Source organism: Shinella sp. 1A1 (genome assembly GCF_055379515.1).
The window spans coordinates 833,730-860,380 of the sequence record NZ_AP039671.1; the positions used below are offsets into that span (position 1 = coordinate 833,730).

Annotated in this window: 26 protein-coding genes; 24 read left to right on the plus strand and 2 right to left on the minus strand. The window is 68.0% G+C overall.

The window, feature by feature from the left end; genetic code table 11:
• The first annotated feature begins 42 nt into the window (after positions 1-42).
• The 24 genes from ACZ48C_RS04125 to ACZ48C_RS04240 all read left to right on the plus strand — a co-directional run bounded on the left by ACZ48C_RS04125 (position 43) and on the right by ACZ48C_RS04240 (position 23,153).
• On the plus strand, positions 43-612 hold the full coding sequence (locus ACZ48C_RS04125; protein WP_464782275.1) for a head-tail connector protein: 570 nt from the start codon (positions 43-45) through the stop codon (positions 610-612).
• Entirely contained in the window at positions 612-944 is a 333-nt protein-coding gene (locus ACZ48C_RS04130) for a phage head closure protein (RefSeq protein ID WP_464782276.1), read from the plus strand. Before ACZ48C_RS04125 ends, ACZ48C_RS04130 begins: the two co-directional genes overlap by 1 nt.
• Positions 941-1,348 (plus strand): DUF3168 domain-containing protein, encoded by a 408-nt coding sequence (locus ACZ48C_RS04135; RefSeq protein WP_464782277.1) that lies wholly within the window; start codon positions 941-943, stop codon positions 1,346-1,348. The genes ACZ48C_RS04130 and ACZ48C_RS04135 overlap by 4 nt, the downstream gene beginning before the upstream one ends.
• Positions 1,349-1,375: 27 nt before the next feature.
• Positions 1,376-1,783, plus strand: a complete 408-nt coding sequence (locus ACZ48C_RS04140) for a phage major tail protein, TP901-1 family (protein ID WP_464782278.1) — start codon at positions 1,376-1,378, stop codon at positions 1,781-1,783.
• Positions 1,783-2,139 (plus strand): gene transfer agent family protein, encoded by a 357-nt coding sequence (locus tag ACZ48C_RS04145; RefSeq protein ID WP_464782279.1) that lies wholly within the window; start codon positions 1,783-1,785, stop codon positions 2,137-2,139. The genes ACZ48C_RS04140 and ACZ48C_RS04145 overlap by 1 nt, the downstream gene beginning before the upstream one ends.
• Positions 2,136-2,339 (plus strand): rcc01693 family protein, encoded by a 204-nt coding sequence (locus ACZ48C_RS04150; protein ID WP_464782773.1) that lies wholly within the window; start codon positions 2,136-2,138, stop codon positions 2,337-2,339. Before ACZ48C_RS04145 ends, ACZ48C_RS04150 begins: the two co-directional genes overlap by 4 nt.
• A 3-nt stretch (positions 2,340-2,342) precedes the next feature.
• Positions 2,343-2,882, plus strand: a complete 540-nt coding sequence (locus ACZ48C_RS04155; RefSeq protein ID WP_203318277.1) for a phage tail tape measure protein — start codon at positions 2,343-2,345, stop codon at positions 2,880-2,882.
• 209 nt (positions 2,883-3,091) lie between these two features.
• Positions 3,092-3,727 carry a phage distal tail protein, Rcc01695 family gene (locus ACZ48C_RS04160; protein WP_464782280.1) on the plus strand — a complete coding sequence of 212 codons (636 nt, stop codon included), beginning with the start codon at positions 3,092-3,094 and terminating at the stop codon, positions 3,725-3,727.
• On the plus strand, positions 3,724-4,608 hold the full coding sequence (locus ACZ48C_RS04165; protein WP_464782281.1) for a DUF2163 domain-containing protein: 885 nt from the start codon (positions 3,724-3,726) through the stop codon (positions 4,606-4,608). Before ACZ48C_RS04160 ends, ACZ48C_RS04165 begins: the two co-directional genes overlap by 4 nt.
• A complete protein-coding gene (locus ACZ48C_RS04170; protein ID WP_464782282.1) occupies positions 4,601-5,041 on the plus strand; it encodes an NlpC/P60 family protein in 441 nt (146 codons plus the stop codon). The genes ACZ48C_RS04165 and ACZ48C_RS04170 overlap by 8 nt, the downstream gene beginning before the upstream one ends.
• A 3-nt stretch (positions 5,042-5,044) precedes the next feature.
• Positions 5,045-8,884, plus strand: coding sequence for a baseplate multidomain protein megatron (locus tag ACZ48C_RS04175; protein WP_464782283.1), 3,840 nt, complete (start codon positions 5,045-5,047; stop codon positions 8,882-8,884).
• Positions 8,885-8,897: 13 nt separating this feature from the next.
• A complete protein-coding gene (locus tag ACZ48C_RS04180; protein WP_464782284.1) occupies positions 8,898-9,104 on the plus strand; it encodes a hypothetical protein in 207 nt (68 codons plus the stop codon).
• A 93-nt stretch (positions 9,105-9,197) separates the two neighbouring features.
• Positions 9,198-9,449: a hypothetical protein gene (locus ACZ48C_RS04185; protein WP_119258930.1), complete on the plus strand. Its 252-nt coding sequence runs from the start codon at positions 9,198-9,200 to the stop codon at positions 9,447-9,449.
• A gap of 51 nt (positions 9,450-9,500) precedes the next feature.
• Positions 9,501-10,172 carry a response regulator transcription factor gene (locus ACZ48C_RS04190; protein ID WP_119258894.1) on the plus strand — a complete coding sequence of 224 codons (672 nt, stop codon included), beginning with the start codon at positions 9,501-9,503 and terminating at the stop codon, positions 10,170-10,172.
• Positions 10,162-11,580: an ATP-binding protein gene (locus ACZ48C_RS04195; RefSeq protein WP_464782285.1), complete on the plus strand. Its 1,419-nt coding sequence runs from the start codon at positions 10,162-10,164 to the stop codon at positions 11,578-11,580. Before ACZ48C_RS04190 ends, ACZ48C_RS04195 begins: the two co-directional genes overlap by 11 nt.
• A gap of 109 nt (positions 11,581-11,689) precedes the next feature.
• Complete coding sequence (locus tag ACZ48C_RS04200) at positions 11,690-12,124, plus strand: hypothetical protein (protein WP_119258892.1); 435 nt, start codon at positions 11,690-11,692, stop codon at positions 12,122-12,124.
• Between the two features lie 106 nt (positions 12,125-12,230).
• Positions 12,231-13,370 carry a c-type cytochrome biogenesis protein CcmI gene (gene ccmI / locus ACZ48C_RS04205; RefSeq protein WP_464782286.1) on the plus strand — a complete coding sequence of 380 codons (1,140 nt, stop codon included), beginning with the start codon at positions 12,231-12,233 and terminating at the stop codon, positions 13,368-13,370.
• The gene (ccmE, locus tag ACZ48C_RS04210) at positions 13,367-13,816 is read left to right on the plus strand and encodes a cytochrome c maturation protein CcmE (protein WP_119258890.1); all 450 of its coding nucleotides are present in this window, start codon (positions 13,367-13,369) and stop codon (positions 13,814-13,816) included. The genes ccmI and ccmE overlap by 4 nt, the downstream gene beginning before the upstream one ends.
• Positions 13,813-15,798 (plus strand): heme lyase CcmF/NrfE family subunit, encoded by a 1,986-nt coding sequence (locus tag ACZ48C_RS04215; RefSeq protein ID WP_454635485.1) that lies wholly within the window; start codon positions 13,813-13,815, stop codon positions 15,796-15,798. The genes ccmE and ACZ48C_RS04215 overlap by 4 nt, the downstream gene beginning before the upstream one ends.
• Positions 15,795-16,253, plus strand: coding sequence for a cytochrome c-type biogenesis protein (locus ACZ48C_RS04220; RefSeq protein ID WP_464782287.1), 459 nt, complete (start codon positions 15,795-15,797; stop codon positions 16,251-16,253). Before ACZ48C_RS04215 ends, ACZ48C_RS04220 begins: the two co-directional genes overlap by 4 nt.
• A 122-nt stretch (positions 16,254-16,375) precedes the next feature.
• Positions 16,376-17,941: a Do family serine endopeptidase gene (locus ACZ48C_RS04225; RefSeq protein ID WP_424546682.1), complete on the plus strand. Its 1,566-nt coding sequence runs from the start codon at positions 16,376-16,378 to the stop codon at positions 17,939-17,941.
• 114 nt (positions 17,942-18,055) lie between these two features.
• Positions 18,056-18,739 carry a response regulator transcription factor gene (locus ACZ48C_RS04230; RefSeq protein ID WP_203318291.1) on the plus strand — a complete coding sequence of 228 codons (684 nt, stop codon included), beginning with the start codon at positions 18,056-18,058 and terminating at the stop codon, positions 18,737-18,739.
• 13 nt (positions 18,740-18,752) lie between these two features.
• A complete protein-coding gene (locus ACZ48C_RS04235; RefSeq protein WP_464782774.1) occupies positions 18,753-20,168 on the plus strand; it encodes a sensor histidine kinase in 1,416 nt (471 codons plus the stop codon).
• Positions 20,169-20,198: 30 nt separating this feature from the next.
• Positions 20,199-23,153, plus strand: coding sequence for a bifunctional [glutamine synthetase] adenylyltransferase/[glutamine synthetase]-adenylyl-L-tyrosine phosphorylase (locus ACZ48C_RS04240; RefSeq protein ID WP_464782288.1), 2,955 nt, complete (start codon positions 20,199-20,201; stop codon positions 23,151-23,153).
• A 245-nt stretch (positions 23,154-23,398) separates the two neighbouring features.
• On the opposite strand, the gene ACZ48C_RS04245 is transcribed toward ACZ48C_RS04240, so the two are convergent.
• Positions 23,399-25,747: a PAS domain-containing sensor histidine kinase gene (locus ACZ48C_RS04245; RefSeq protein WP_464782289.1), complete on the minus strand. Its 2,349-nt coding sequence runs from the start codon at positions 25,745-25,747 to the stop codon at positions 23,399-23,401.
• A 153-nt stretch (positions 25,748-25,900) separates the two neighbouring features.
• A complete protein-coding gene (locus tag ACZ48C_RS04250; RefSeq protein WP_464782290.1) occupies positions 25,901-26,602 on the minus strand; it encodes a helix-turn-helix transcriptional regulator in 702 nt (233 codons plus the stop codon).
• Positions 26,603-26,651 lie beyond the last annotated feature (49 nt).

Below are 26,651 nucleotides of genomic sequence, written 5' to 3' on the forward strand. Positions count from 1 at the left end.
CTCCCGGCCGCGCCCGCATTTCCTCCATCGGACAGGATTGCCATGACCATTGCCGAACTCATGCCGCCGGCCGTGGAGCCGGTCACGCTCGCCGAGGTGAAGGCGCATCTGCGCCTCGACACGGACGACGAGGATGCGCTTCTGGCGGCGCTGGTCCGCACGGCGCGCCAATATATGGAGGCCGAGACGGGGCTTTGCCTGATCGTGCGGCTGCTGCGGCTCTATCTCGACGACTGGCCGGAGGGCAGGGTGATTCAGATTGCCAGGGGGCCGGTGCAAGCCATTGAAATGCTGACGGTCTACGACGATTTCGGCGCGCCGGTCGACGTGAATACCGCCGGCTATGTCCTTGATGGCGCGGCGCGGCCGGTTCGGCTCATCCTGCCTGAGCGGCCGGCGACGGCGCGGGCGATGAACGGCATCGAGATCGATTTTACTGCCGGCTTCGGCGAGAGCGGCGCGGATGTGCCGGATACGCTGAAGCGGGCGCTGCTGCTCCATGTCGCCGTGATGTTCGAGCTGCGCGGCGTGCTCGCCGCCGAAGACCAGCCGGGGGCGGTGCCGGAGGGCTACGACCGGCTCGTCGCGCCCTGGCGCCTCAGGAGGCTGTGATGGGTGCGCTCATCGATCCCGGCCGGCTGAATGCCCGCCTCGTTCTGGAGCGGCCGGAGGAAACGCCGGATGGACAGGGCGGCGTGACGGTGGGCTTTGCCACTGTCGCGACGCTCTGGGCGTCCGTCGAGCCTGTCGCCATGCGGGCCGAAGAGGCGGCGGGAACGCTGCCGGTGACGGTGACGCACCGCATCCGGCTGCGCCGGCGCGATGACCTTGCCGGCGGCATGCGGCTGCGCAAGGGCGCGCGGCGCTTCACCATCCGCGCCTTCCGCGATCCCGACGAGACGGGGCGCTACACGCTCTGCGACTGCGAGGAGATCAAGCCATGAGCGCGGCTTCCGCCCTGCAGAAAGCCATTTTCGCCCGTCTTGCCGGCGATGCGGCACTGGTATCGCTTGTCGGCGCGGCCGGCATCACCGACAGGCGGCTTGCCGAACCGGCCGCGCCGCTGCTGGTGATCGCCGGTATCGACAGCACGGACCATTCGACCGCCACGGAGGCGGGCGAGGACCATGTCGTGACGCTGGAGGCTTGGTCCGAGGCGGCGGGGCACCGGGAGGCGCAGGCGGTTGCGGCTGCCGTCCGCGTGGTGCTGCACGATGCGCCGCTGGTGCTGGCCGGCCATCACCTCGTGCTGCTCTTCCATCTCGACACGCGCCTTCGGCGCGACGGCAAGTCCCGCTTCCACCGCGCGGAAATGCGCTTCCGCGCGGTGACGGAGCCGGATGCCTGATATCTCTTTCACGGAAAGGACCTAGCCATGGTGGCACAGAAGGGGCGGGACCTCCTGCTCAAGATCGACAACGGGGCGGGCTTTGCGACGGTCGCGGGGCTGCGCTCGAAGCGCCTGTCCTTCAACGCCGCGCTCGTCGATGTGACGGATGCGGAATCGGCGGGGCGCTGGCGCGAACTGCTCGGCGGGGCGGGCGTGCAGCGCGCGGCGCTCTCCGGCAGCGGCATCTTCAAGGACCAGGCGTCCGATGCGCTGGTGCGTTCGCTGTTCTTCGCCGGCACGATCACCGGCTGGCAGATCGTCATTCCGGATTTCGGCACCGCCGCGGGGCCGTTCCAGATCGCCTCGCTGGAATATTCCGGCGCGCATGACGGCGAGGTGCTGTTCGAGATCGCGCTGGAATCGGCCGGCGCGCTGACCTTCGGGGCGCTCTGATGGGCGCGCGGGCGAACCGGCATCGCGGCGAGATCGAGGCCTGCCTCGACGGCGAGACGCGCGTGCTCTGCCTGACGCTCGGCGCGCTGGCGGAGCTGGAGACGGCCTTTGCCGTCGACAGCCTGACGGGGCTGGCCGAGCGCTTTTCCAGCGGCCGGCTGAAGGCGGAGGATCTCATCCGCATCATCGGCGCGGGTCTTCGCGGCGGTGGCAACCTCTTCAGCGACGAGGACGTGGCGGCGATGGCGGTGGCGGAAGGGCTGGCGGGCTTTGCCCGCATCGCCGCCGAATTGCTGCAGGCGACGTTCGGCGGCGGCGGGCCGGGGCAAAACCCTCCGCCGCCGCATCCGGCCTGAGCGGTGAGACGCCTGCCTTCCCCTGGGAGGCGGTGCTTCATGCCGGGCTCTGCCGGATGCGGCTTCCCGCAAGGGATTTCTGGGCGATGACGCCGCGTGAACTCGGCTTCGCGCTCGGCCTGCTGCGGCCCTCGGCCGGCACGCCCGGCCGGGCGGGGCTCGCGGCGCTGATGCGGGCCTTTCCCGACAAGAAGGAGTGAACCATGGCCGACAGGAACGACACCCCGCTTTCCGCCACGCGGACGGAGGCGGAGGCGCTTTCGACCGTCTTCGACGACCTGGAGGCGCGCTCGCGCTCCTTCGGCTTCGCGCTCACCAATGCGCTGAAGGGTGCGGTGGTGGACGGCAAGGGGCTGGAAAGCGTGCTGCGCGGGCTGGCGCTGCGCATGAGCGACATCGCGCTTTCGGTGGGTATGAAGCCGCTGGAAGGGCTGCTCAGCTCCGGCATTTCAAGCCTGCTCGGCGGCGCGACTCCCTTCGCCAAGGGCGGCGTCGTGTCCTCGCCGACCTATTTCGGCAGCGGCGGCGGGCTCGGGCTGATGGGCGAGGCGGGGGCGGAAGCGATCCTGCCGCTGCGGCGCGGGCCGGACGGGGCGCTGGGCGTCGCGGCGGACGGCGGGGGCGGCGGATCGCGCATCGTCTTCAACGTCACGACGCCGGACGCGGCGAGCTTCCGCAAGTCCGAGGGCCAGATCGCCGCCATGCTGACCCGCGCGGTGGGGCGGGGGCAGCGGAGTTTGTGAGCGGCGCTTGCGGCTTGGGACTGCCCCTCATCCGGCTGCCGCCACCTTCTCCCCGCAGGCGGGGAGAAGGCGCAAGAGGCGGGCGCTTCCCGCCCCGCAACGTTCGTTGGCTGGGGAGGGCGGTGCATCCGTCCCTTCTCCCCGCTCGCGGGGAGAAGGTCGCGGCAGCGGGATGAGGGGCCGTTGCGGCCTATTTCGGAGATATCCACATGGCAGGATTTCATGAGGTGCGGTTTCCGCTGCGGGTGGCGCTCGGCACCAGCGGCGGGCCGGTGCGGCGGACGGACATCGTTAGCCTTTCCAACGGGCGGGAGAACCGCAACCGCCGCTGGCAGGATGCGCGGCGGCGCTACGATGCGGGCTCGGGCGTGCGCTCGGTCGATGACCTTTACGCCGTTCTCGCCTTCTTCGAGGCGCGGGCGGGGCAGTTCTACGGCTTCCGCTTCCGCGATCCGGTGGATCACAAGTCCTGCGAGCCGGGCGCGGCCGTCAGCGCCATGGACCAGTTCCTCGGCACCGCGGACGGGACGACGGCGAAGTTTGAGCTCGTCAAGCGCTATGCGGATGCGGGCGGCGAGACGGTGCGCCGGATCGACAAGCCCGCGACCGGCACGGTGACGGTCGCGGTGGCGGGCAGCCCGGTGCCGGCGGCGGATTATACGGTGGACTACATGGCCGGGACGATCACCTTCAAGCCGGGCAAGGTGCCGCTCACGGGCACGGTGCGGGCGGGCTTCGAATTCGACGTGCCGGTGCGCTTCGATACGGACCGGATCGACATCGACCTCGGGCAGTTCGACGCGGGGCGCATTCCCTCCATCCCGCTCGTGGAGATCAAGCCATGAGGGAGATACCGGAAGGGCTTCAGGCCCATCTCGACGGCGAGGCGACGACGCTCTGCAACGCCTGGCGCGTGACGCGGCGCGACGGCGTGGTGATGGGCTTCACCGATCACGACCGCGATCTTTCCTTCGATGGGCTCGCCTATCTGGCCGCCAGCGGCTTCGAGGCGAGCGAGACGGAGGACGGCAACGGGCTTTCGGCCGAGGGCGGCGACGTCTCGGGCGGCTTTTCCGCCGACGCCATTCGCGCCGAGGACCTTTCGGCGGGGCGCTACGACGGCGCGAAGGTCGAGGTCTTCACGGTCAACTGGCAGGACCCGTCGCAGCGGCTGCTGCTGCGCACCGCAGAGCTTGGCGAGGTGCGGCGCGAGGGCGGGCTTTTCCGGGTGGAGCTTCGGCGGCTGACGCACCGGCTCGACCAGATGCGCGGGCGCATCTATGCGCGGCAGTGCGATGCCGTGTTCGGCGATGCGCGCTGCGGCATGAATCTGATGGCCTACAAAGCGGTGGCGACGGTGACGGCGGTGCGCGACGACATGCATGTCGAGGTCAGCGGCCTTTCCGGCTTTACGGAGCGTTTCTTCCGCTACGGCGTGCTGTCCTTCACCAGCGGCGCGGCGAAGGGGCTTTCGGCCGATGTCGAGGACCATCGCCGGCTGGAGGGCGCGGACGAGCTGACGCTGTGGCTGCCGATGGCGGCGGAGATCGCCGTCGGCGACACGCTGGAAGTGACGGCGGGCTGCGACAAGCGCTTTTCCACCTGCAAGGCGAAATTCGGCAACGGCCTCAATTTCCAGGGTTTTCCGCATATTCCCGGCAGCGATTTCAGCTACGGCTATGCCGACGGCGAGACCGTGCATGACGGGAGCCCGCTCTATGACTGAGGTCTTCCAGGAAAGGATCGTCGCCGTCGCGCGGACCTTCATCGGCACGCCCTACCGACACCAGGGATCGCTGAAGGGCGTCGGCTGCGATTGCCTCGGGCTGATCCGCGGCGTCTGGCGCGAGCTTTACGGCGCGGAGCCGGAAGTGCCGGCGCCCTATGCGCCCGACTGGGCGGAGCGGACGGGCAGGGAGCGGCTGCTGGAGGCGGCCGCGCGCCATTGCGGGGCGGCACTGCCTCTGGCGGACCTGCGCCCCGGCGATCTCATCGTCTTCCGCTGGCGGGACGGCATGGCGGCAAAACACGCCGGCATCGCCGCGCCGGGGGATCGCTTCATCCATGCCTACGAGCAGGCGGCGGTGCTGGAATCGCCGCTCGTTCCCGCCTGGCGCCGGCGCATCGCCGGCGTCTTCCGTTTCCCGGAGACCTTCTGATCCATGGCGACACTTCTCCTCCAGGCCGCCGGCGCGGCGCTCGGCAGCGTGTTCGGTCCCGTCGGCGCCATCGTCGGCCGGGCCGTCGGGGCGCTGGCCGGCTCGGCGGTCGACCGCTCGCTGATGGGCGGCGGGCAGACCCTTTCCGGCCCGCGCCTTGCCGATGCGCGCGTGCCGGGCGCAGAAGAGGGCACGGCGATCAGCCGCGTCTACGGCACGGCGCGCGTCGGCGGCACGCTGATCTGGGCGACGCGCTTCGAGGAGCAGGTGATCGTCCAGCGTCAGGGGGGCAAGGCGAGCGGGCCGCGCACGCAGACCTACCGCTACTTCGCCAATTTCGCGGTCGGCATCTGCGAGGGGCCGATCGCCTCCATCCGCCGCATCTGGGCGGACGGGCGCGAGGTCGACCTTTCGGCGCTCTCGGTGCGCGTTTATACCGGCACGCCGGACCAGCCGCCCGATCCGCTGATCGAGGCCAAGCAGGGGGCGGGGAATGCCCCAGCCTATCGCGGGCTTGCCTATGTCGTGCTGGAGCGCTTTCCGCTCGACGTCTACGGCAACCGTATTCCCATCCTGCATTTCGAGGTGGTCAAGCCCGTCGGCTCGCTGGAGAAGAAGATCCGCGCCGTGACGGTCATTCCCGGCGCGACGGAGCATGGCTACGACCCGCAGCTCGTCACCGAGCGCTTCGCCGCCGGCTCGGCCCGCCACCTCAACCGCAACATGGTGCTCGCCGCAACCGACTGGCACGCGGCGATCAACGACCTGCAGAGCCTCTGCCCGAATCTCGAGCGGGTCGCGCTCGTCGTCTCCTGGTTCGGCACGGACCTTCGGGCAGGGCAGTGCAAGATGGTGCCGGGCGTCGAGGTGCGCACGCGTGGCACGGAGACGCGGGCCTGGCGCGTCGCGGGCGTTTCGCGCGCGGGCGCCTATCTCGTCAGCCGCAACGGCGGGGCGGCGGCCTATGGCGGCACGCCCTCGGATGCGAGCGTCATCGCGGCGATCCGCGACCTCAAGGCGCGCGGGCTGGAGGTCTATCTCTATCCCTTCCTGATGATGGACATACCCGAGGGTAATACCCTGCCGGACCCCTATGGCGGAACCGGGCAGGCGGCCTATCCCTGGCGCGGCCGCATCACCTGCCATCCGCCCTCGGCCGACCGTACGGGCGCGGCGCGCACGCAGGTCGCCGCCTTCCTCGGCAATGCGCAGCGGGCGCATTTTTCCGTCTCGGGCGGAAATATCGTCGCGCCCTCGGGCGACCAGGGCTTCCGGCGGATGATCCTGCATCATGCGCTGCTGGCGGAAGCGGCGGGCGGCGTCGACGGCTTCCTCATCGGCACGGAGATGCGCGGCCTCACCTGCCTGCGCGACGGCGACGGACGCTTTCCCTTCGTCGAGGGGCTCTGCACCCTTGCGGCCGACGTGCGCACGATCCTGCGCGCCGGCACGAAGATCACCTATGCGGCGGACTGGAGCGAGTATTTCGGCTACCAGCCGGCCGACGGCAGCGGCGAAGTGCGTTACCATCTCGATGCGCTCTGGACGCATCCGGCGATCGACGCCGTGGGCATCGACAACTACATGCCGCTTGCCGACTGGCAGGACGGCGACACGCTCGCCGGCAACCCGGACGGCTTCCGCCACGGCGAGGACGTCGCGGGCATGTCCGGCATGATCGCCGGCGGCGAGGGCTTCGACTGGTATTATGCGGACGATGCCGACCGCAAGGCGCGCATCCGCCGGCCGATCAGCGACGGGGCGGCGGGAAAGCCCTGGACCTTCCGCTACAAGGACATTGCCGGCTGGTGGGCGAACCCGCATTACGAGCGCGGGCCGGGCGGGGCGGAACTGCCGACGCCGACCGCCTGGGTGCCGCGTGGCAAGCCCGTCTGGTTCACCGAACTCGGCTGCCCGGCCATCGACAAGGGCGCCAACCAGCCGCAGACCTTCCTCGACCCGAAGAGCGTCGAGAACACGCTGCCGCACCATTCGGGCGGGGCGCGCAGCGATTCCATGCAGCGCCGCTTCCTCGACGCCCATCACGACTGGTGGCAGGGCGCGGGGCCGGAGGCGGGCATGGTCGATCCCGGCCGCATGTTCCTTTGGACCTGGGACGCGCGGCCCTATCCGGCCTTCCCGGAAAACACCGCGCTCTGGGCGGACGGCATCAACTGGCAGCGCGGGCACTGGCTGAACGGCCGGCTCGGTGCGGGCACCGTCGCCGACGTCATCGCCGCCATCCTGACGGATAACGGCTTTGCCGATTTCGACGTTTCGGGCGTGGTGGGCGACCTGCCGGGCCTCGTGCAGGGCGAGCAGGCCTCGGCGCGCGGGCTGATCGAGCCGCTGATGGAGGCCTTCCAGATCGACGCGCTGGAGGCGAACGGCAGGCTCATCTTCCGCTCGCGGCTGAAATCCGCCCTGCCGGCGACCCGTCTCGACGTGCTCGCCGAACGGCCGGACGAGGCGCTCTTCGAGGAGACGCGCGGCCATATCAGCGATCTGGCGGGCGAGGCGATCCTGGACCATTTCGACGAGACGAGCGCCCATCCGCGCGTCACCACGCGCTCCCGCCGCATGGCGGGCGATACGGATCGGGTGCTGCGCATCTCGCTGCCGGCCGTGCTGCATGCGGGCGCGGCGACCACGAGCGTGGAAACCGCGCTGCGCGACCATCGCTCCGGCCAGCGCCGCGTCACCTTCCGCCTGCCGCCGACGGCGCTCGGCTTCACGCCCGGCGACGTGGTGCGGCTGGCGGAGGGGCCTTCCGGGCGCTTCCTCATCACCGGCATCACCGACGGCCTCGTGCGCGAGGTGGAGGCACGTGGGCTGGCGGCTGGCGAGAGCGCGGCCCCGCTGGTGGTCGGCGGCGGCAGCAAGCCGGTCAACGGGGCGGGGCCGGCGGATGCCTTCTCGCCCGTCATCGCCTTTCTCGATTTGCCGATCCTCGGCTCGGGCGAGGCGCAGGATTTCGCCTCGATCGCCGCCTATGCGCGCCCGTGGCGCTCCATGGTCGTCTCCAGCTCGGAAACCAGCGAGGGCTACCGCATCCGCGTCCGCCTCGACCGGCCGGCGCGGATCGGCGAGCTGGCCGAGCCGCTTGGCGCGGGCGTCGTCGGGCGCTTCGACCCGGACCGGGCGATCTTTCTCGACCTGCCCACGGGCGGGCTCTCTTCCGTGGACACGGTGAGCGTGCTGAACGGCGGCAACCGCCTCGCCGTCGAGGGCGCAAACGGCGCGTGGGAGATCGTCGCCTTCCGCACGGCAAGCGAGATCGCGCCGGGCCGCTGGCGGCTGACGGGACTTTTGCGCGCGCTTTGCGGCACGGAGGACGCCATGGTGTCCGGCCATGCCGAAGGGGCGCAGGTCGTGGTGCTCGACGATGCCGTGCGCCCGCTCGGCCTCGACGTGGAGGAGATCGGGCGGCTTTCCAACTGGATCGTCGATGCTGTCGGCGTTTCCGAAGGGCAGGTCGGGCCGTTCGCCTTTGCCGGCGGGCAGCGGGCTTTGACGCCGCTTTCGCCCGTGCACCTTCGCGGCCGGCGCGGGCTCGACGGCGTGGCGCGCTTCTCGTGGATACGGCGCGGGCGGATCGATTCGGATAGCTGGCTCGCCGCCGAAATCCCGCTCGACGAGCCGGCGGAAACCTATCGCCTCGATATCCTTGCGGGCGGAACGGTGCTGCGCAGCGTCGAGACCCCGGTCCCCGCCTACACCTATCCGGCCGCCGACGAGCTGGCCGATTTCGGCGCGCCGCAGGGCTCGCTTTCCATCCGCGTGCGTCAGCTCGGCCGCGCGGTGCCGCTCGGCCTGCCGGCCGAGGCGACACTCATCCTCTAGGAAAGGAAAAGCCATGAACGACGTGAAAGCCTGGTATCGGTCGCGCACCGTCTGGGGCGCACTTGTCGCGATTCTCGCCTCGCTCGCCCATGCCGCCGGGGTCGAGGTGACGGCCGGCGACGAGGCCGAGCTTGCGGATCTCCTCGTCGCGGCGGTGGGCGTGATCGGCGGCCTCGTGGCGCTGATCGGCCGGATTTCGGCGAGCCGGCGCGTGCGCTAGGCGGCATTTCCGACCCCGGCCCGCATTCATTTGCCATTCAGCGTGGATCGTTTATTGCTTGCATCACACTGATCCGCATCTGAAAGTATGTTCATGGCCTCGCCACTTCTCATATCCGCGCTTGCGGCCAGCCTGATGCTCCCGGCGCCCGTCGAAACGGGCGCGCGGCGGGATGTCGTCGCGGTGGGCGGCGATTGCAGCAGCGCGGCCGCGCAGGTGGTGGCCCAGACCGGCGGCGAGCTTCTGTCCGCCAAGCCGGATGGCAATAGCTGCGTGGTGACCGTGCTGGTGCCCGGCAATGGCAATGCCCGCCCGCGCAAGGTGACGGTGCGCGTGCCGATGTAAGGGCCGCCGGGCTATCTTGCCCGGCGATGGAGTTGAGACGGGGACGACGCGATGCGCATTCTGGTGGTCGAGGACGACGTCAATCTGAGCCGGCAGCTCAGCGAGGCGCTGAAGGAGGCGGGCTACGTGGTGGACCAGGCCTTCGATGGCGAGGAAGGCCACTATCTCGGCGATACCGAGCCCTATGACGCCATCATCCTCGATATCGGCCTGCCGGAGATGGACGGCATCACCGTCCTCGAGAAATGGCGCGCCGACGGCAAGGCGATGCCAGTCCTGCTGCTGACTGCCCGCGACCGCTGGAGCGACAAGGTCGCCGGTATCGATGCCGGCGCCGACGACTATGTGGCAAAGCCCTTCCATGTCGAGGAGGTGCTGGCGCGCATCCGCGCCCTCATCCGCCGCGCGGCCGGCCATGCCAGCCCCGACATCGTCTGCGGTCCTGTCCGGCTCGACACCAAGGGCTCCAAGGCGACCGTCAACGGCGAGACGCTGAAGCTCACCTCGCACGAATACCGCCTGCTTTCCTACCTCATGCACCACATGGGCGAGGTCGTCTCGCGCACCGAACTGGTCGAGCACATGTACGACCAGGATTTCGACCGCGATTCCAACACGATCGAAGTCTTCGTCGGGCGCCTGCGCAAGAAGATCGGCGTCGACCTGATCGAGACCGTGCGCGGCCTCGGCTACCGGATGCAAGCGCCGGCCAATGGAAAATAAGGCCAGACGCTCCCGCTCGCTCACCTTCCGCGTCCTCTTCCTCGCCTCCCTCTGGGCCGCGGTGGCGCTCGTCGTCATCGCCGTGGTCATCTCCACGCTCTACAGGCAGAGCGCGGAAAAGAGCTTCCGCGACCTGCTGCGCGCGCAGCTGTACAACGTCATCAATTCGGTCTCGGCGGGCGACAACACCCGGCTTGCCGGCACGCCGCAGCTCGGGGACCTGCGCTTCTTCCAGCCGCAATCCGGCTGGTACTGGATCGTCGAGCCGATCGGCGGGGCGCTGGAGGGCGAGGCGCTAACCTCCTCCTCTCTCGGCACCGGCAGCATCCCGATCCCCGATACCGACAGCATCCCCTTCGACACGCGCTACGAGCGCTTCTACACCACGGTCGATTCCTTCGGGAACGAGGTGGAGGTGGGCGAGACGGAAGTGGTGCTCGACGACGAGGGGCGCACGGCGCGCTTTCGCGTCGTCGGCAATCGCGACGTGCTGGAAGCGGACATCAACGATTTCTCCGGCAGCCTCTATCTGGCGCTCGCCGGCTTCGGCGTCGGCAGCCTTCTCCTCAACGCGGCGGCGATCCTCATCGGCTTGAAGCCCCTCGACCGCGCCCGCAAGGCGCTGGAAAAGATCCGGGCCGGCGAGAGCGAGCAGCTCGACGGCGATTTCCCGAGGGAAATCCTGCCCCTGGCGAGCGAGGTGAACGCGCTGATCGACAGCAACCGGCGCATCGTCGAGCGCGCCCGCATGCAGGTCGGCAATCTCGCCCATTCGCTGAAGACACCCATCGCCGTGCTGCTCAACGAATCGCGCCTCATTGCCGCGCCGCAGGGCGATCTCGTGAAGACGCAGGCCGAGGCCATGCAGGGACAGGTGCAGTCCTACCTCAACCGCGCCCGCATCGCCGCCCAGCGCGAATCGGTGCTGGCCCGCACGGAGGCGCTCCCGGTGCTGGAGCGGCTGGTGCGCGTGATGCGGCGGCTGAATGCCGAGATCCAGTTCCCGCTGGCGGTCGATCCGCCCGGCCTCGTCCTGGCGATGGAGCAGCAGGACGTCGAGGAAACCGTCGGCAATCTCCTCGAAAACGCGGCGCGCTATGCCCGCACGGCGGTTGCCGTCCGCGTCACCCCGGCGCCGGCCGATGTGCGCGGCAACGACGACGGGCGCAAGGGCTGGATCGTGATCGAGGTGGAGGACGACGGTCCGGGCCTCGAACCCGACCAGATTCGCGAGGCGATGAAGCGGGGAAAGCGGCTCGACGAAAGCAAGCCGGGCACCGGCCTCGGCCTTTCCATCGTCAGCGAGATCGCCTCGGAATACCAGGGGACCTTCGGGCTTTCGCGCGGGGCGGGCGGCGGGCTGCTGGCGCGGCTCGTTCTGCCGGCTGTCACAAAGGATGTTGCCTGAGGCGGCGGACAATGCAACAAGGAAAGGGCTCGCGACGATGAGGATCGCGGATGTGGATGGTTATGGCGCGGCTTGCCGCCCCTTGCGTGTAGAGAGACGGTCCCAGCGGATGAAGACGGGTTTGCGCGGCGCCTTTTTCCCCTTGCTTCTGGCAACAGTGACGGTTTCGGGATGCACCACCACATCGGGCGGCAAGGGTATGGCCGGCGGCGTGCTGCCGTCCGGCTCGCGTGGCGCCGCCGTCTATATCACCGCGCTTCAGGGCGGTCTCGTGAGCCGCAATGCGGCGACGCAGCTCTCCAAGGCCGACATGCAGCGGGCGCTCGAGGCGGAATACCGTGCGCTCGAAGCGGCCCCCGGTGGCCAGCCTGTCGTCTGGCAGGGCAAGGGCGTCAGCGGCTCGGTCGTCGCGGCCGCGCCCTATCAGGTCGGCTCGCAGAACTGCCGCCAGTACAGCCATACGCTGACGGTCGAGGGGCGAGACACCACGACCCGCGGGGCCGCCTGCCGCAATGCCGACGGCGCCTGGACGCCGCTTTCCTGAACGCCCGGGCCTGAACAGGCATAAACTTGCGGCGAAACGCCTCAATTTTGCGTCATTGCGCCGGGGGGAATTGGAAACGCACCGGTGTTCCAGTATTTGAACGGTCATGTTCTTCTGGATTCTCGTCGCCATCCTGACGGCCGCCGTCGCCGTCGTCCTGCTCCTGCCGCTGCTGCGCCATCCCGCGGAGGCGGCGGACGATGCCGGCTATGACGTCGAGGTCTATCGCGACCAGCTCGAGGAATTGAAGCGCGACGAGGCGACGGGCCTCATCGGCGTCGGCGAGGCCGAACTTGCCCGCGCGGAGGTCGCGCGCCGGCTGATCGCCGCCCGCAAGGCCGAAGCGAAGGAGCGGGCGCATCCCGCAAGCCGCCGTAACCGGCTGGCGCAGGCTTTCGTCATCGTGCTCCTGCCCGCCATCGGGCTCTGTCTCTACATCGCGACCGGCCGGCCGGACCTTCCGGCCCAGCCGCTCGCCGAGCGCCTCGCCAATCCCGGCAACGATATCGGCATCCTCGTCGCCAAGGCGGAGAACCATCTGGCCCGCAATCCCGAGGACGGGGAGGGCTGGGACCTGCTTGCGCCGATCTATTACCGCAGCGGCAGGATGGAGGATGCGGCGAACGCCTTCTCCGAGGCGATCCGCCTGCTCGGCGAAACGCCCGACCGGCTCGACGGCTATGCGGAGACGCTGATCGCCCTTGCGAACGGCATCGTCACCGCGGATGCGCGCAAGCATCTCGAAGCATCGCTGAAGCTCAATGCCGACAATCCCCGCGCCCGCTACTATCTCGCGCTGGCGCTGGAGCAGGAAGGCAAGCGCGAGGAGGCCCGCGCGGCCTTCGAGGCGATGGCGAAGGACGCGCCGGCCGATGCGCCCTGGCTGCCGCTCGTCAACAAGCATATCGCCGCGACCGCGACGGGTGAGGGCGCCGCCACGGCCGGCCAGCCGGGCAACCCGACGGCCGAGGACGTTGCCGCCGCCGAGGACATGTCGGCGGGCGACCGCCGGCAGATGATCGGCGGCATGGTCGAGGGCCTCGCGGCGAAGCTCCAGGAAAATCCCGACAATTTCGAAGGGTGGATGCGCATCATCCGTTCCTATGTTGTGCTGGATCAAAGGCCGAAGGCCGAGGCGGCGCTAATGACGGCGCTGAAAACCTTCCCGGCGGACAGCGAGAACGGAAGACAGCTTCTCGCGCTGGCGCGGGAACTGTCGATTTCGGTTGAGGGCAGCGGACAATGACACGCAAACAGAAACGTCTGGCGGTGATCGGTGGCGGCGTCGCCTTCCTCGTCGCGGCAGTGCTGCTGGTCATGTTCGCCTTCAGCCAGTCGATCGCCTATTTCTACGTGCCGGGCGACCTCGCCAAGGCGAACCTCGCGCCGGGCACCCGCATCCGTCTCGGCGGCCTCGTGGAGGCCGGAACGGTCAAGCGCGGCGAGGGCTCCACCATAACCTTCACGGTGACCGACACGCTCGCCAACGTGCCGGTGACCTATACCGGCATCCTGCCGGACCTCTTCCGCGAGGGGCAGGGGGTCGTCGCCGAAGGGGCCTTCGGCACGGATGGACTTTTCGTCGCCGACACGGTTCTCGCCAAGCATGACGAGACCTATATGCCCAAGGATGTGGCCGACCGCCTGAAGGCGCAGGGCGTCGAGCTTTCCGGTAAGGAAACGATCAAATGATCATCGAGCTTGGACATTATGCCCTCGTGCTGGCGCTGGCGACGGTCGTCGTCCAGTTCGTCCTGCCGCTGGTCGGTACGCTTCGCAACGACCGCTCGCTGATGGCCGTGGCTCCTGCCGCGGCCCTTGCCGGCTTCATGCTCGTGCTCTTCTCCTTCTCGGTGCTGACCTTCGCCTATGTCGTCTCCGACTTCTCGGTCGCCAACGTCTTCGAGAACTCGCATTCGCTGAAGCCGATGATCTACAAGATTTCCGGCGTCTGGGGGAACCACGAGGGCTCGATGATGCTCTGGCTCCTCATCCTCTCCTTCTTCAGCGCGATGGTCGCGACCTTCGGCGCCAACCTGCCGGAGCGGCTGCGCGCCAACGTGCTGGCGGTGCAGGGGCTGATCTCGGTGGCCTTCGCCCTCTTCATCCTGCTGACGTCCAATCCGTTCCTGCGCCTTTCGCCGGCGCCGCCCGAAGGGCGGGACCTCAATCCGGTGCTGCAGGACATCGGCCTCGCCATCCATCCGCCGCTGCTCTATCTCGGCTATGTCGGCTTTTCCGTCTGCTTCTCCTTCGCCATCGCGGCGCTGATCGACGGGCGCATCGATGCGGCCTGGGCGCGCTGGGTGCGGCCTTGGGCGCTCGCCGCCTGGTCCTTCCTCACGGCCGGCATCGCCATGGGCTCCTACTGGGCCTATTACGAGCTCGGCTGGGGCGGCTGGTGGTTCTGGGACCCGGTGGAGAACGCCTCCTTCATTCCGTGGCTCGCCGGCACGGCACTGCTGCATTCCGCGCTCGTCATGGAAAAGCGCGAGGCGCTGAAGATCTGGACCGTGCTGCTCGCGATCCTCACCTTCTCCATGTCGCTGCTCGGCACCTTCCTCGTGCGCTCGGGCGTGCTGACCTCGGTGCATGCCTTCGCGACCGATCCGACGCGCGGCGTCTTCATCCTCGGCATCCTCGTCTTCTTCATCGGCGGTGCGCTGTCGCTCTTCGCCTTCCGCGCCGCGACGCTCAAGGCCGGCGGCCTCTTCGCGCCGATCTCGCGCGAGGGCGCGCTCGTCCTCAACAATCTTATCCTGACGACAGCGGCGGCGACGGTGCTGACCGGCACGCTCTATCCGCTCGTGCTGGAAGCGCTGACGGGCGAGAAAATCTCCGTCGGCCCGCCCTTCTTCAACCTCACCTTCGGCCTTCTGATGCTGCCGCTGCTGCTGGCCGTGCCCTTCGGGCCGCTGCTCGCCTGGAAGCGGGGCGATATCCTCGCCGCCGGCCAGCGCCTCTTCGCGGCGGTCGGCATCGGCCTCGTCGTGGCGGCGGCGGTCGTCTATGCGCATGACGGCGGCCCGGTGCTCGCCTATTTCGGCCTCGCCATCGGCTTCTACATGATCGCGGGCGCGATCACCGATCTGTGGCTGCGCGCCGGCATCGGCAAGGTGGCCGGCAATGTCGCCTTCCGCCGCTTCATCGGCCTGCCGGGCTCGGCCTTCGGCACGGCGCTCGCGCATATCGGCATCGGCGTCACGGTCGTCGGCATCATCGCGGTCACGGCCTTCGAGACCGAGCACGTGGTGGAGATGAAGCCCGGCGCGCAGGTCGAGGCCGGCGGCTATACCCTGACCTTCGACGGCATGCGCCGCGGGCAGGGGCCGAATTATACGGAAGAAGCCGGCCACTTCACCGTAGCGCGCGGCGGCGTGATCGTCACCGAGATCTGGTCGTCGAAGCGCCTCTATATGGCGCGCCGCATGCCGACGACGGAAGCGGGTATCCGTACCTTCGGCCTCAGCCAGCTCTATGTCTCGCTCGGCGACGCCATGGCCGACGGCGGCATCGTCGTGCGCGTCTGGTGGAAGCCGATGATCCTGTGCATCTGGATCGGCGCGCTGATCATGATGGCGGGCGGCGCGGTCTCGCTCTGCGACCGGCGCCTGCGCGTCGGCGCGCCGCAGAAGGCCCGCAAGGTGAAACCCGTGCTGGAGGCGGCGGAATGATGCGCCGCCTGCTCATCGCCGCCCTCTTCCTGCTTTCCGCTCTCCCGGCCTTCGCCGTCAATCCGGACGAGGTTCTTGCCGATCCGGCGCTGGAGGCGCGCGCCCGCGCCCTTTCGGCCGAGCTGCGCTGCATGGTCTGCCAGAACCAGTCGATCGACGATTCCAATGCGGAACTAGCCCGCGACCTTCGCCTCCTCGTGCGCGAGCGGCTGAAGAACGGCGACAGCGACGAGGCGGTGATCGACTATGTGGTCTCCCGCTACGGCGAATTCGTGCTGCTTAATCCGCGTGTGCGCGGCGAGACGCTGCTGCTGTGGGGCGCGCCGCTGGTGCTCTTCCTCGCTGGCGCGACCGCGATGGTCCTCTTTGTGCGCCGGCGCGGCGGCCAGCCGACGGGCACGCTCCTTTCCGAAGCGGAAAAGGCCGAGCTGGAACGCGCTCTGAAAAACGACTAGCCGAATTCCCAACATTACGAAAAATTCATGCGGCGGATAGTGCCATGTAATGTGCGCCGGCCTATCTCTTTCCCATCGGCTGCCGGGCGCAGCCATGAGAGAAGAGAAAAAAGGTGCAAAGAATGTCCAAGATCTCCGCATTCCGTCCTGGCCTCAAGACCGTGCTGCAGACGACCACCGTCGCCGGGCTTGCGGCCGTCATGCTTGCGACCGGCATTCCCGCGCGCGTCACCGAAAGCCATGCCGAGGCCGTCGCCGTCCAGGCCCCCCAGGTCGCGAGCTTCGCGGATGTCGTTTCGGCCGTCTCCCCCGCAGTGGTTTCCGTCCGCGTCCAGTCCGATGTGAAGCAGGCCAATGACGAGAGCAATTTCAGCTTCAACTTCGGCGGCCGCGGCTTCGACGATCTTCCCGACGATCACCCGCTGAAGCGCTTCTTCCGTGAATTCGGCGGTCAGGACCAGTTCCATGGCGATCGCGGTCCGGATCGCCGCTTCGGCGACCGTCGCGGCCCGAACCGCAAGCCGCATCTGCGCCCGACCGCGCAGGGTTCCGGCTTCTTCATCTCCGAAGACGGCTACATCGTCACCAACAACCACGTCGTCAGCGACGGCTCGGCCTTCACGGTCGTCATGAACGACGGCACCGAACTCAACGCGACGCTCGTCGGCAAGGACAGCCGCACCGACCTCGCCGTGCTGAAGGTCGCCGAGAAGGACAAGCGCAAGTTCACCTATGTCAGCTTCGCCGATGACAGCCAGATCCGCGTCGGCGACTGGGTCGTCGCCGTCGGCAATCCGTTCGGCCTCGGCGGCACGGTGACGGCCGGCATCATCTCGGCCCGCGGCCGCGACATCGGCTCCGGTCCCTATGACGACTACCTCCAGGTGGACGCCGCCGTGAACCGCGGCAATTCGGGCGGCCCGACCTTCAACCTCTCCGGCCAGGTCGTCGGCATCAACACCGCGATCTTCTCGCCCTCCGGCGGCAATGTCGGCATCGCCTTCGCCATTCCGGCTTCCGTCGCCAAGGGCGTCGTCGCCGACCTGATGAAGGACGGCAAGGTCGACCGGGGCTGGCTCGGCGTGCAGATCCAGCCGGTAAGCCGCGACATCGCCGACTCGCTCGGCCTTGCCGATGCCGCCGGCGCGCTCGTCGTCGAGCCGCAGGCCGACTCCCCCGGCGCCAAGGCCGGCATCAAGAAAGGCGACGTGATCACCGCGCTCGACGGTGAACCCGTCAAGGACCCGCGTGACCTTGCCCGCCGCGTCGCCGACATCGCGCCCGGCAAGAAGGTCGATATCTCGGTCTGGCGCGATGGCAAGTCGCAGAATGTGTCGGTCGAGATCGGCACGCTGGCCGGCGAGCAGATCCAGGCCTCGGCGACGCCCGACGAAGCGGCTCCGGCCGAGGAGAACAGCGAGCAGGCGCTCGCCGATCTCGGCATTTCGGTGACGCCGGGCGACGACGGCCTGACGGTCTCCACCGTCGATCCGGACTCCGACGCCAGCGACCGGGGCCTCAAGGAAGGCGACCGCATCACCTCCGTCAACAACCAGACGGTCAAGTCGGCCGACGACGTGATGAAAGTAATCGAGGGCGCCCGCAAGGACGGCCGCACCAAGGCGCTGTTCCAGATCGAGACCAAGGACGGCAGCCGCTTCCTGGCGCTGCCGATCGATCAGGGCTGACCGGCTCCGTTGTTCCCTGCCCACGGCGCCGCGAGATCGAAAGGTTTCGCGGCGCTGCCGTATGGGGGGCGGCTTCTAGCCAAGACCCTCCGAACATGCTGTAAGGTCCCTACGATGAAGATATTGATTGTTGAAGACGATCTGGAGGCGGCGGCCTATCTCTCGAAGGCCTTTCGCGAGGCGGGCATCGTGCTCGATCATGCCAGCGATGGCGAAAGCGGGCTCTTCCTTGCCACCGAGAACACTTATGACGTCCTCGTCATCGATCGCATGCTGCCGCGCCGCGATGGCCTGTCGCTGATCTCGGAGCTGCGCCGCCGCAACATCCACACGCCGGTGCTCATTCTCTCGGCCCTCGGCCAGGTCGACGACCGCGTGACGGGCCTTCGCGCCGGCGGCGACGATTACCTTCCCAAGCCCTATGCCTTCAGCGAGCTTCTGGCGCGTATCGAGGTGCTCGGCCGCCGCAAGGGCACGCCCGAGCAGGACATGGTCTACCGCGTCGGCGACCTCGAGCTCGACCGGCTCTCCCACACCGTCAAGCGCGCCGGCAGGGAAATCCTCCTCCAGCCGCGTGAATTCCGCCTGCTCGAATATCTCATGAAGAATGCCGGGCAGGTGGTGACGCGCACCATGCTGCTCGAAAACGTCTGGGACTATCATTTCGACCCCCAGACCAACGTCATCGACGTCCATGTCTCGCGACTGCGCTCGAAGATCGAGAAGGACTTCGACCAACCGCTGCTGCGCACGGTGCGCGGCGCCGGATACATGATGAAGGACGAGGCGGCAGGCTGACCCCATGAACCGCATGCTCGGCAGGCTGACCGCCCTCTACCGCACCACCGCCGTGCGCCTCTCCGCCGTCTATCTGCTGCTCTTCGCCGCCTGCGCGGCCTTCCTCGTCTTCTACGTCTCCTCCATGTCGGAAGGACTGCTCCAGCAGCAGATGCGCGAGGCGGTGGCGCAGGAGGCCGACCAGATCGAGCGCATCTTCGACAACAACGGCATGAACGGCCTCTTGCGCACGCTGGAGCGCCGCTCCCGCCAGCCCGGCGCGAATCTCTACATCATCGCCAGCCCCACCGGCGAGGTGCTCGCCGGCAATGTCGCCTCCCTCCAGCCCGGCGTGCTCGACACCGAGGGCTGGACGGAGACGCCGTTCCGCTACCAGCGCTACCAAGAGGAGGCGCGTGGCAACAACCGGCCGATGGCCTATGCGCAGGTGATCGTGCTCTCCAACGGCCTTCGCGTGCTGGTCGGCCGCGATCTTGGCGAGCCGGAGAATTTCCGTGTGCTGGTGCGCCAGGCGCTGATGGTGGCGCTCGGCGTCATGGGTGTCGGCGCGCTCGCCATCTGGTACCTGATCGGACGCAACGCGCTGAAGCGCATGGACCGCATGTCGGACGCCAGCCAGCGCATCATGGCCGGCGACCTCTCGCAGCGCCTGCCGACCAGCGGCTCCGGCGACGAGTTCGACCGCCTGTCGGAATCGCTGAACACCATGCTGGGCCGCATCGAGAAGCTGAACGAGGGCCTGAAGCAGGTCTCCGACAACATCGCGCACGATCTCAAGACCCCGCTGACGCGCCTGCGCAACAAGGCGGAGGCCGCGCTTGCCGGCGGCGAAGCGGCGGAGCATCGTACGGCGCTGGAGGAGATGATCGGCGAATCCGACCAGCTCATCCGCACCTTCAACGCGCTCTTGATGATCTCCCGCGTCGAGGCCGGCCAGGCGCCCGCCGAGATGAGCGCCGTCGACATCAGCGAGATCGCCCATGACAGCGCCGAGCTCTACGAGCCCGTCGCGGAGGATTGCGGCCTGCGGCTCGTCACCGAGATTGCCGACGGCATCGAGGTCAAGGGCAATCGCGAGCTGATCGGCCAGGCGCTCGGCAATCTCATCGACAATGCCGTCAAATATGCCGAGGGCAGCGAGGGCGAGCCGGAGATTCGCGTCTCGCTGGCGCGGCGCGAGGCCGACGTCGTCCTTTCCGTCGCCGACAGCGGCCCCGGCGTGCCGGACGACAAGCGCGACGACGTGGTGCAGCGCTTCGTGCGCCTCGACGCGAGCCGCTCCAAGCCGGGCACCGGCCTCGGCCTCTCACTCGTCGGCGCCGTGATGGAGATGCATCACGGCCGGCTGGAGCTCGATGCGACCCATCCGGAGCGGGAAAACAATCGGGGGCTGACCGTCAGGATGGTTTTCCCCATCCTCCCGGACTGATACACCTCGTCGAAACGGCGAGGAGACATCATGAGCGTGACGGAAGCGATGCGGTTTTCCGATCTTTCGGCATCCCCCATCCGGCCCCTGAGCCAGACGGAAGTCAAATCGGTCCTGTCCGACCTCAAGGACTGGGGCAGGGAACACGCCGGCATTGCGAAGCTTCTTGCCGAGGACGGCCCGCTCAAGGATTTCATCGTCGCGGCCTTCACGCTCTCGCCCTATCTGCGCGATACCGCCCGCATCGATCCGGCCCTCCTCGTCCGCGCGCTGGAGGAGCCGATCCTTCCCGCCATCGAGGCCGCCGTCGCCCGCACCCGCAAGGCGTGGGAGCCGGGGGAGGGCGGCGAGGTGACGGAAGCGATGCTGATGACGCGCCTGCGCGTCGCCAAGCGCGAGGTCGCCTTCCTGACGGCGCTCGCCGACCTTGCCCGCATCTTCGACGCCCGCAAGACCACGGCGCTCCTGACCGGGCTTGCGGAAGCGGCGACATCGGCGGCCATCGACCATCTCCTTCTCTCGGCGCATGCGAGCGGCAAGCTGAAGCTGCCCGATCCCGCCCGCCCGAGCGAGAAATCCGGCCTCATCGTGCTCGGCATGGGCAAGCTCGGCGCGGCCGAACTCAACTATTCCTCGGATATCGACCTCGTCGTCTTCTTCGATCCGATGGCGGACGTGGCGGTCGATCCGAGCGAGGCGGTCGAGACCTTTTCGCGCCTCGTGCGCCGGCTGATCCGCATCATGCAGGAGCGCACGGCGGACGGTTATGTCTTCCGCACGGACCTGCGCCTCCGGCCCGATCCCGGCGCGACACCGCTCGCCATCTCCTTCGATTCGGCCATGCTCTATTATGAGGGGCGAGGCCAGAACTGGGAGCGCGCCGCCTTCATCAAGGCCAAGCCCATCGCCGGCGATCTCAAGGCCGGCGAAGCCTTCCTCAAGGGTCTCGTGCCCTTCGTTTTCCGCAAATACCTCGACTATGCGGCGATCGCCGACATCCATTCGATCAAGCGGCAGATCCATGTGCACAAGGGCCATGGCGAGATCGCCGTGAAGGGCCACAACGTCAAGCTCGGCCGCGGCGGCATCCGTGAGATCGAGTTCTTCGTGCAGACCCAGCAGCTCATCGCCGGCGGCCGCGTGCCGGCGCTGCGCCTGCGCGCCACCGAGCCCATGCTGGCCGAGCTTGCGAAAGCCAACTGGATCGACGAGGCGACGGCGCGGGAGCTGACGGACGCCTACTGGTTCCTGCGCGACGTCGAGCATCGCGTGCAGATGGTGCGCGACGAGCAGAGCCACATCCTGCCCGAAACCGAGGCCGAGCTGAAGCGCATCGCCTTCATGATGGGCTTTGCCGACACCGCCGCCTTCTCCGCAAAGCTGGTCGAAGTGCTGAAGACCGTCGAGCGGCGCTATGCGGCGCTCTTCGAGCAGGAGGCGAAGCTCTCCTCAGAGACGGGCAACCTCGTCTTCACCGGCCAGAAGGACGATCCCGATACGCTGGAGACCCTGAAGCGCCTCGGCTTCGAGCGGCCCGCCGACATTTCCCGCACCATCCGCACCTGGCACTACGGCCGCTACCGCGCCACGCAATCCGTCGAGGCGCGTGAGCGGCTGACGGAGCTGACGCCACAGCTGCTGCGCGTCTTCGGCGAGAGCAAGCGGGCGGACGAGGCGCTGCTTCGCTTCGACAGCTTCATCTCCGGCCTGCCGGCGGGCATCCAGCTCTTCTCGCTGCTCGGCAACAACCCGGCGCTGCTCTCCCTCATCGTCAACATCATGTCGTCCGCGCCGAAGCTGGCCGAGGTGATCGCGGCCAAGCCGCATGTCTTCGACGGTATGCTGGACCCTGGCCTCCTCGCGGAACTGCCGACCCGCGCCTATCTTTCCGAACGCATCGAGGGCTTCGTCTCCGGCGCGCGGCACTATGAGGAAATTCTCGATCGCCTTCGCATCATCGCCGCCGAACAGCGTTTTCTCATCGGCATCCGCCTGCTGACTGGCGCGATTACCGGCAAACAGGCCGCCCGCGCCTTCACCCATGTCGCCGACCTCATCGTCGCGGCGGCGCTGAAGGCGGTGCTGGAGGAGATCGAGGCGGCGCACGGCAAATTCCCCGGCGGGCGCGTGGTGCTGGTCGGCATGGGCAAGCTCGGCAGCTTCGAATTGACTGCTGGCTCCGACATCGACCTGATCCTCCTCTACGACCACGAGAGCGACGCCTTCGAATCGGATGGTCCGAAACCCCTCGACAACGTCAAATACTTCACCCGCATCACTCAGCGGCTGATCGCGGCGCTCTCCGCGCCGACGGCCGAGGGGGTGCTCTATGAAGTGGACATGCGCCTGCGCCCCTCCGGCAACAAGGGGCCGGTGGCAACCCGCATCACCTCCTTCGCCAAGTACCAGGCCGAGGAGGCCTGGACCTGGGAGCACATGGCGCTCACCCGCGCCCGGGTTCTCTGCGGCGAGGAGAGCCTGATGACGGAGGCGGAAGGCATCTTCCGTGCCGTGCTCGCCCGCAAGCGCGACACGGCGAAGATCGCCAAGGACGTCGCGGAGATGCGCGATCTCATCGATGAGGAAAAGCCGCCCAGGGACATCTGGGACCTGAAGCTCATCGCAGGCGGGCTGATCGACATCGAATTCATCGCCCAGTTCCTGGCGCTGGTCGCGCCGGCCCGCGGCGCCCCGCAGCCGGAAGAGGTCATGCCGACCGCCGATGCGCTTGCCGTCCTTGGCGCCGGCATGATGGACCCCAACGAACTCGATACGGTGCAGAAGGCGCTGTCTCTCTATACGGAGATCTCGCAGATCGTCCGCCTCTGCGTCGACGGCGGCTTCGACCCTAAGGAAGCCCCCGCCGGCCTCGTCGATCTCGTCTGCCGGGCCGGTGACTGCCCGGACCTGCGCACGCTGGAGGCGGAAATCCGCCGGATATCGAAGGCGGTGCGGAAGATTTTCCAGGGGGTGGTGAAGGGCTGAGGCGTCTCCCTTGCGTTCTCGCCATCCTGTTCTGGACTGGGATGGCATCGGGTGTAAACGTGATTGGCCGCAAGGTTGCTGGCCCTCACCCTAACCCTCTCCCCGCAAGCGGGGAGCGGGGACGTGCCCCACATGAACGCTGATGTTTTGGGAAAGCGGTTCGGCATCTCGCCTTCTCCCTGCAGCCAAGGAGAAGGTGGCCGGCAGGCCGGATGAGGGGCAAGCCACGGTCGAGATCGATTGCCTCAAGCCGCCGCCAAGTGCAACCCCGCCAGCCGTTCCCGGTCAGGGATGCGCACCGAGATGATCGTGCCCTTGCCCTCGACGGAATGGATGCGCATGCCGCCGCCGTGGAGGTGGGCGAGGGAGCGGGAGATGGCAAGGCCAAGGCCCGAGCCGCCCTTGCTCTTGGCGTACTGGCTCTGCACCTGCTCGAAGGGCTGGCCGATCTTCTGGAGGGCGGATTTCGGGATGCCGATGCCGGTATCGGCGATGGTCAGCGTGATCGCGCCGTGGACCTTGCGCGCCCGCACCTCCACCTTGCCGCCCGCATTGGTGAACTTCATGGCGTTCGAGAGCAGGTTCAGCAGGATCTGCTTCATGGCGCGGCGATCCGCGACGGCAAGGAGATTGTCCGGGCAGGTCTGCCGCACGGCGATGTTCTTCTTTTCCGCCTGCAGCATGGTGAGCCGCATGGTCTCCTCGATCAGCGGCGCGAGATCGACCGTCTCGCAGCTGATGCGCATGTGCCCGGCCTCGATCTTCGACATGTCGAGGATGTCGCTGATGACATTGAGCAGGTGCTTGCCGCTCTCGTGGATGTCGCGGGAATATTCGCGGTACTTGTCCGAGCCGATCGGCCCGAACATCTGATTCTGCAGGATTTCCGAGAAGCCGAGGATGGCGTTGAGCGGCGTGCGCAGCTCATGCGACATGTTGGCGAGGAATTCCGACTTGGCGCGGTTGGCCGCCTCGGCGCGCTCCTTCTCCGCCTGGTAGTTGGCATTGGCCAGCGAAAGCTCCGTCTTCTGCCGCTCCAGCGTGGCGCGGGAGGCCGAGAGGTCGCCGATGGTCGCCATCAGCCGGCGTTCGGATTCGCGCAGACGGACCTGATGCCGCTTCATCATGGTGATGTCGGTGCCGACGGAGACGCAGCCGCCGTCTCGGGTGCGCCGCTCGTTGATCTGTAGCCAGCGCTCGTCGGCAAGCTGCACCTCGCTGGTCTGCGAGATGCCGGTGCCGTCCGCATCCGCGATGCGCCGCTCGATGACCGGGCGGGCCGCCGCGGCATGCACCGTCGCGCGCTCCGTGCCGGGCACCAGCACCTCGTCGGGAAGGCCATAGGCCTGCTGGTAATGCGCGTTGCACATGACGAGCCGGTCGTGCTTGTCCCAGAGGACGAAGGCCTCGGAGGTGCATTCGATGGCGTCGGCGAGGCGCTGGTCGGCCTCCTGGTAGCGCTGGGCGAGCCTGTGCTGCTCGGTCACGTCCATGGCGATGCCGATCATGTGCAGCCGGCCGGAGGCCATGCGGATGAGCTGGGCGCGAGCGCGCAGCCAGACGTAATGCCCCTCGGCATGGCGCATGCGGAACACCTGGTCGACCTGCTTGGCCTCGCTGCGGGCGACCGCGCGCGCGACCTGGTAGATGCCGTCGTCATCGGGATGCATCAGGCGCGCGGCATCGCCGAAGGAGAGCACGCTGTCGCGCGCCGGCATGCCGAGCATCTCGTACATGGAGCGCGACCAGAACAGCCGGCGGTTGGTGAGGTCGAAGTCCCACAGGCCGCAGCGGCCGCGGGCGAGCGCCGTCTCCACGCGCAGGTTGGATTCCGCGAAGATCGCATCGGCATCGCGCGCGCGCTTGGCCTGGATGTAGTAGGCATAGAGGATGACGAGCAGGATCGCCGAGATGCCGGCGAAGAGCGTGACGTTCAGCGCCACCTCGTCGCGCCAGAAGAGGGCGAGGTGCCCGAGCGGATTGGCGACGACGATGAAGCCGCCCTTCTTCGGCATCTGCACGAGCGAGGCATAGTATTCCTCGCCGCCGATGCGGGTGTGGAAGACGCCGCCCGCCTCGCCGAAATACTGCGCGGCGGCAAGCTCTGAGGAAAAGCGCGCCAGCGACTGGCCGACGAAGCGCGCGGCCGCCAGCGAAGCGCCGAAGACGCGGCCTTCCTCCTCGACGAAGAGCACGATGCCGCCCGGCTGCATGCGGTCCTGCGGCAGGTTGAGCGAGAGCGCGGCCTCGACGGCCATGCGATCGGAGTTCGCCAGGCTTTCGGCCAGCGTGCCGGAAAAGACCGCGCCGACGGCCATCGCCGTCAGCGAGGTCGTGTCGCGCACGCTCGCATCCATCCGGTCATGCTCGGCGATGATGCCGACCATCCGCGAAATGCCGACCACGAAGAGGAAGGCGATGATCAGGATCGGTATAGACCGTTTCAGCACGGGCTCAGCCCGCGTCAGACGCCGTGCGGCAGGCCCGGCGAAGATCTTCGCCTGCCCCGTCGCCTCGTCTTCCCAGGCCGCCATTCCCGGGAATCTGAGACGAGTCCATCCGCCGGCTGCGCGTCCTCGTTGCGCGTCCGCCATAGTCATAAACCTTGTAACCCTCTCGTGATTCGGCGCGCCGCTCGCCCGAATCTGCCCTAATGAATCAATTGTGATTCGGCTTGTCCATAGAAAAAGGTAAAAGTTTTTTAACCATTTCTCATAGTTGGGAAATTGCACTTGCCGGGCATGGCTTTACGCTTGGCGCGCCCGTCGCGGTCCCGCTTCCGTCTCGCGCCATTCCTTCAGCATCGCGGCGCGGCGGCGGGGAAAGCGCTCCTCCAGCAGCGCGATCGCCGCCATGCGCTCCGTACGGAAATGCCGGTAGCCCTGCCGCCATTCGCACCAGGCGACCAGCATGCGCGTCTCCTCGAAATAGCCGAGCGCGACCGGCCAGACCACGCGTTCGCTGCGCACGCCCGCCGCGTCGCAATAGGACAGAAGGAGCTTGCGCTCCCGGCGGATCGCCGCGCGGATCACGGCAAGGTCGACGATCTCGCCGTCGACGATCCTGCGCGGCCCGACCAGCAGCGCCGTGTTCTCCAGTTCCGCGGCAAGCTCGGCCGGCAGCACGGCGGAAATCTTGGCGAGCGCATCCGTCGCCGCCTTGGTCACGGGCGCATCGGCGAATTTCTGCACCCAGCGGAAGCCGAGCACCAGCGCCTCCAGTTCCCTTTGCGAGAACATGAGCGGCGGCAGCATGAAGCCGGGGCGCAGCACATAACCGACGCCCGGTTCGCCCTCGATATCGGCGCCCTGCGCCTGCAGCGTGGCGATGTCGCGGTAGAGCGTGCGGATGCTGACGCCGAGCTCGCCGGCAAGCGTGGCGCCGCTCACCGGATGGCGATGGCGGCGCAGAAGCTGGAGGAGGGCGAGCAGTCGTTCGGAGCGGGCCATGCGACGATACTGCCATTTTCTGGCAGTGGTGTCGCCTAGGATCGTCCCG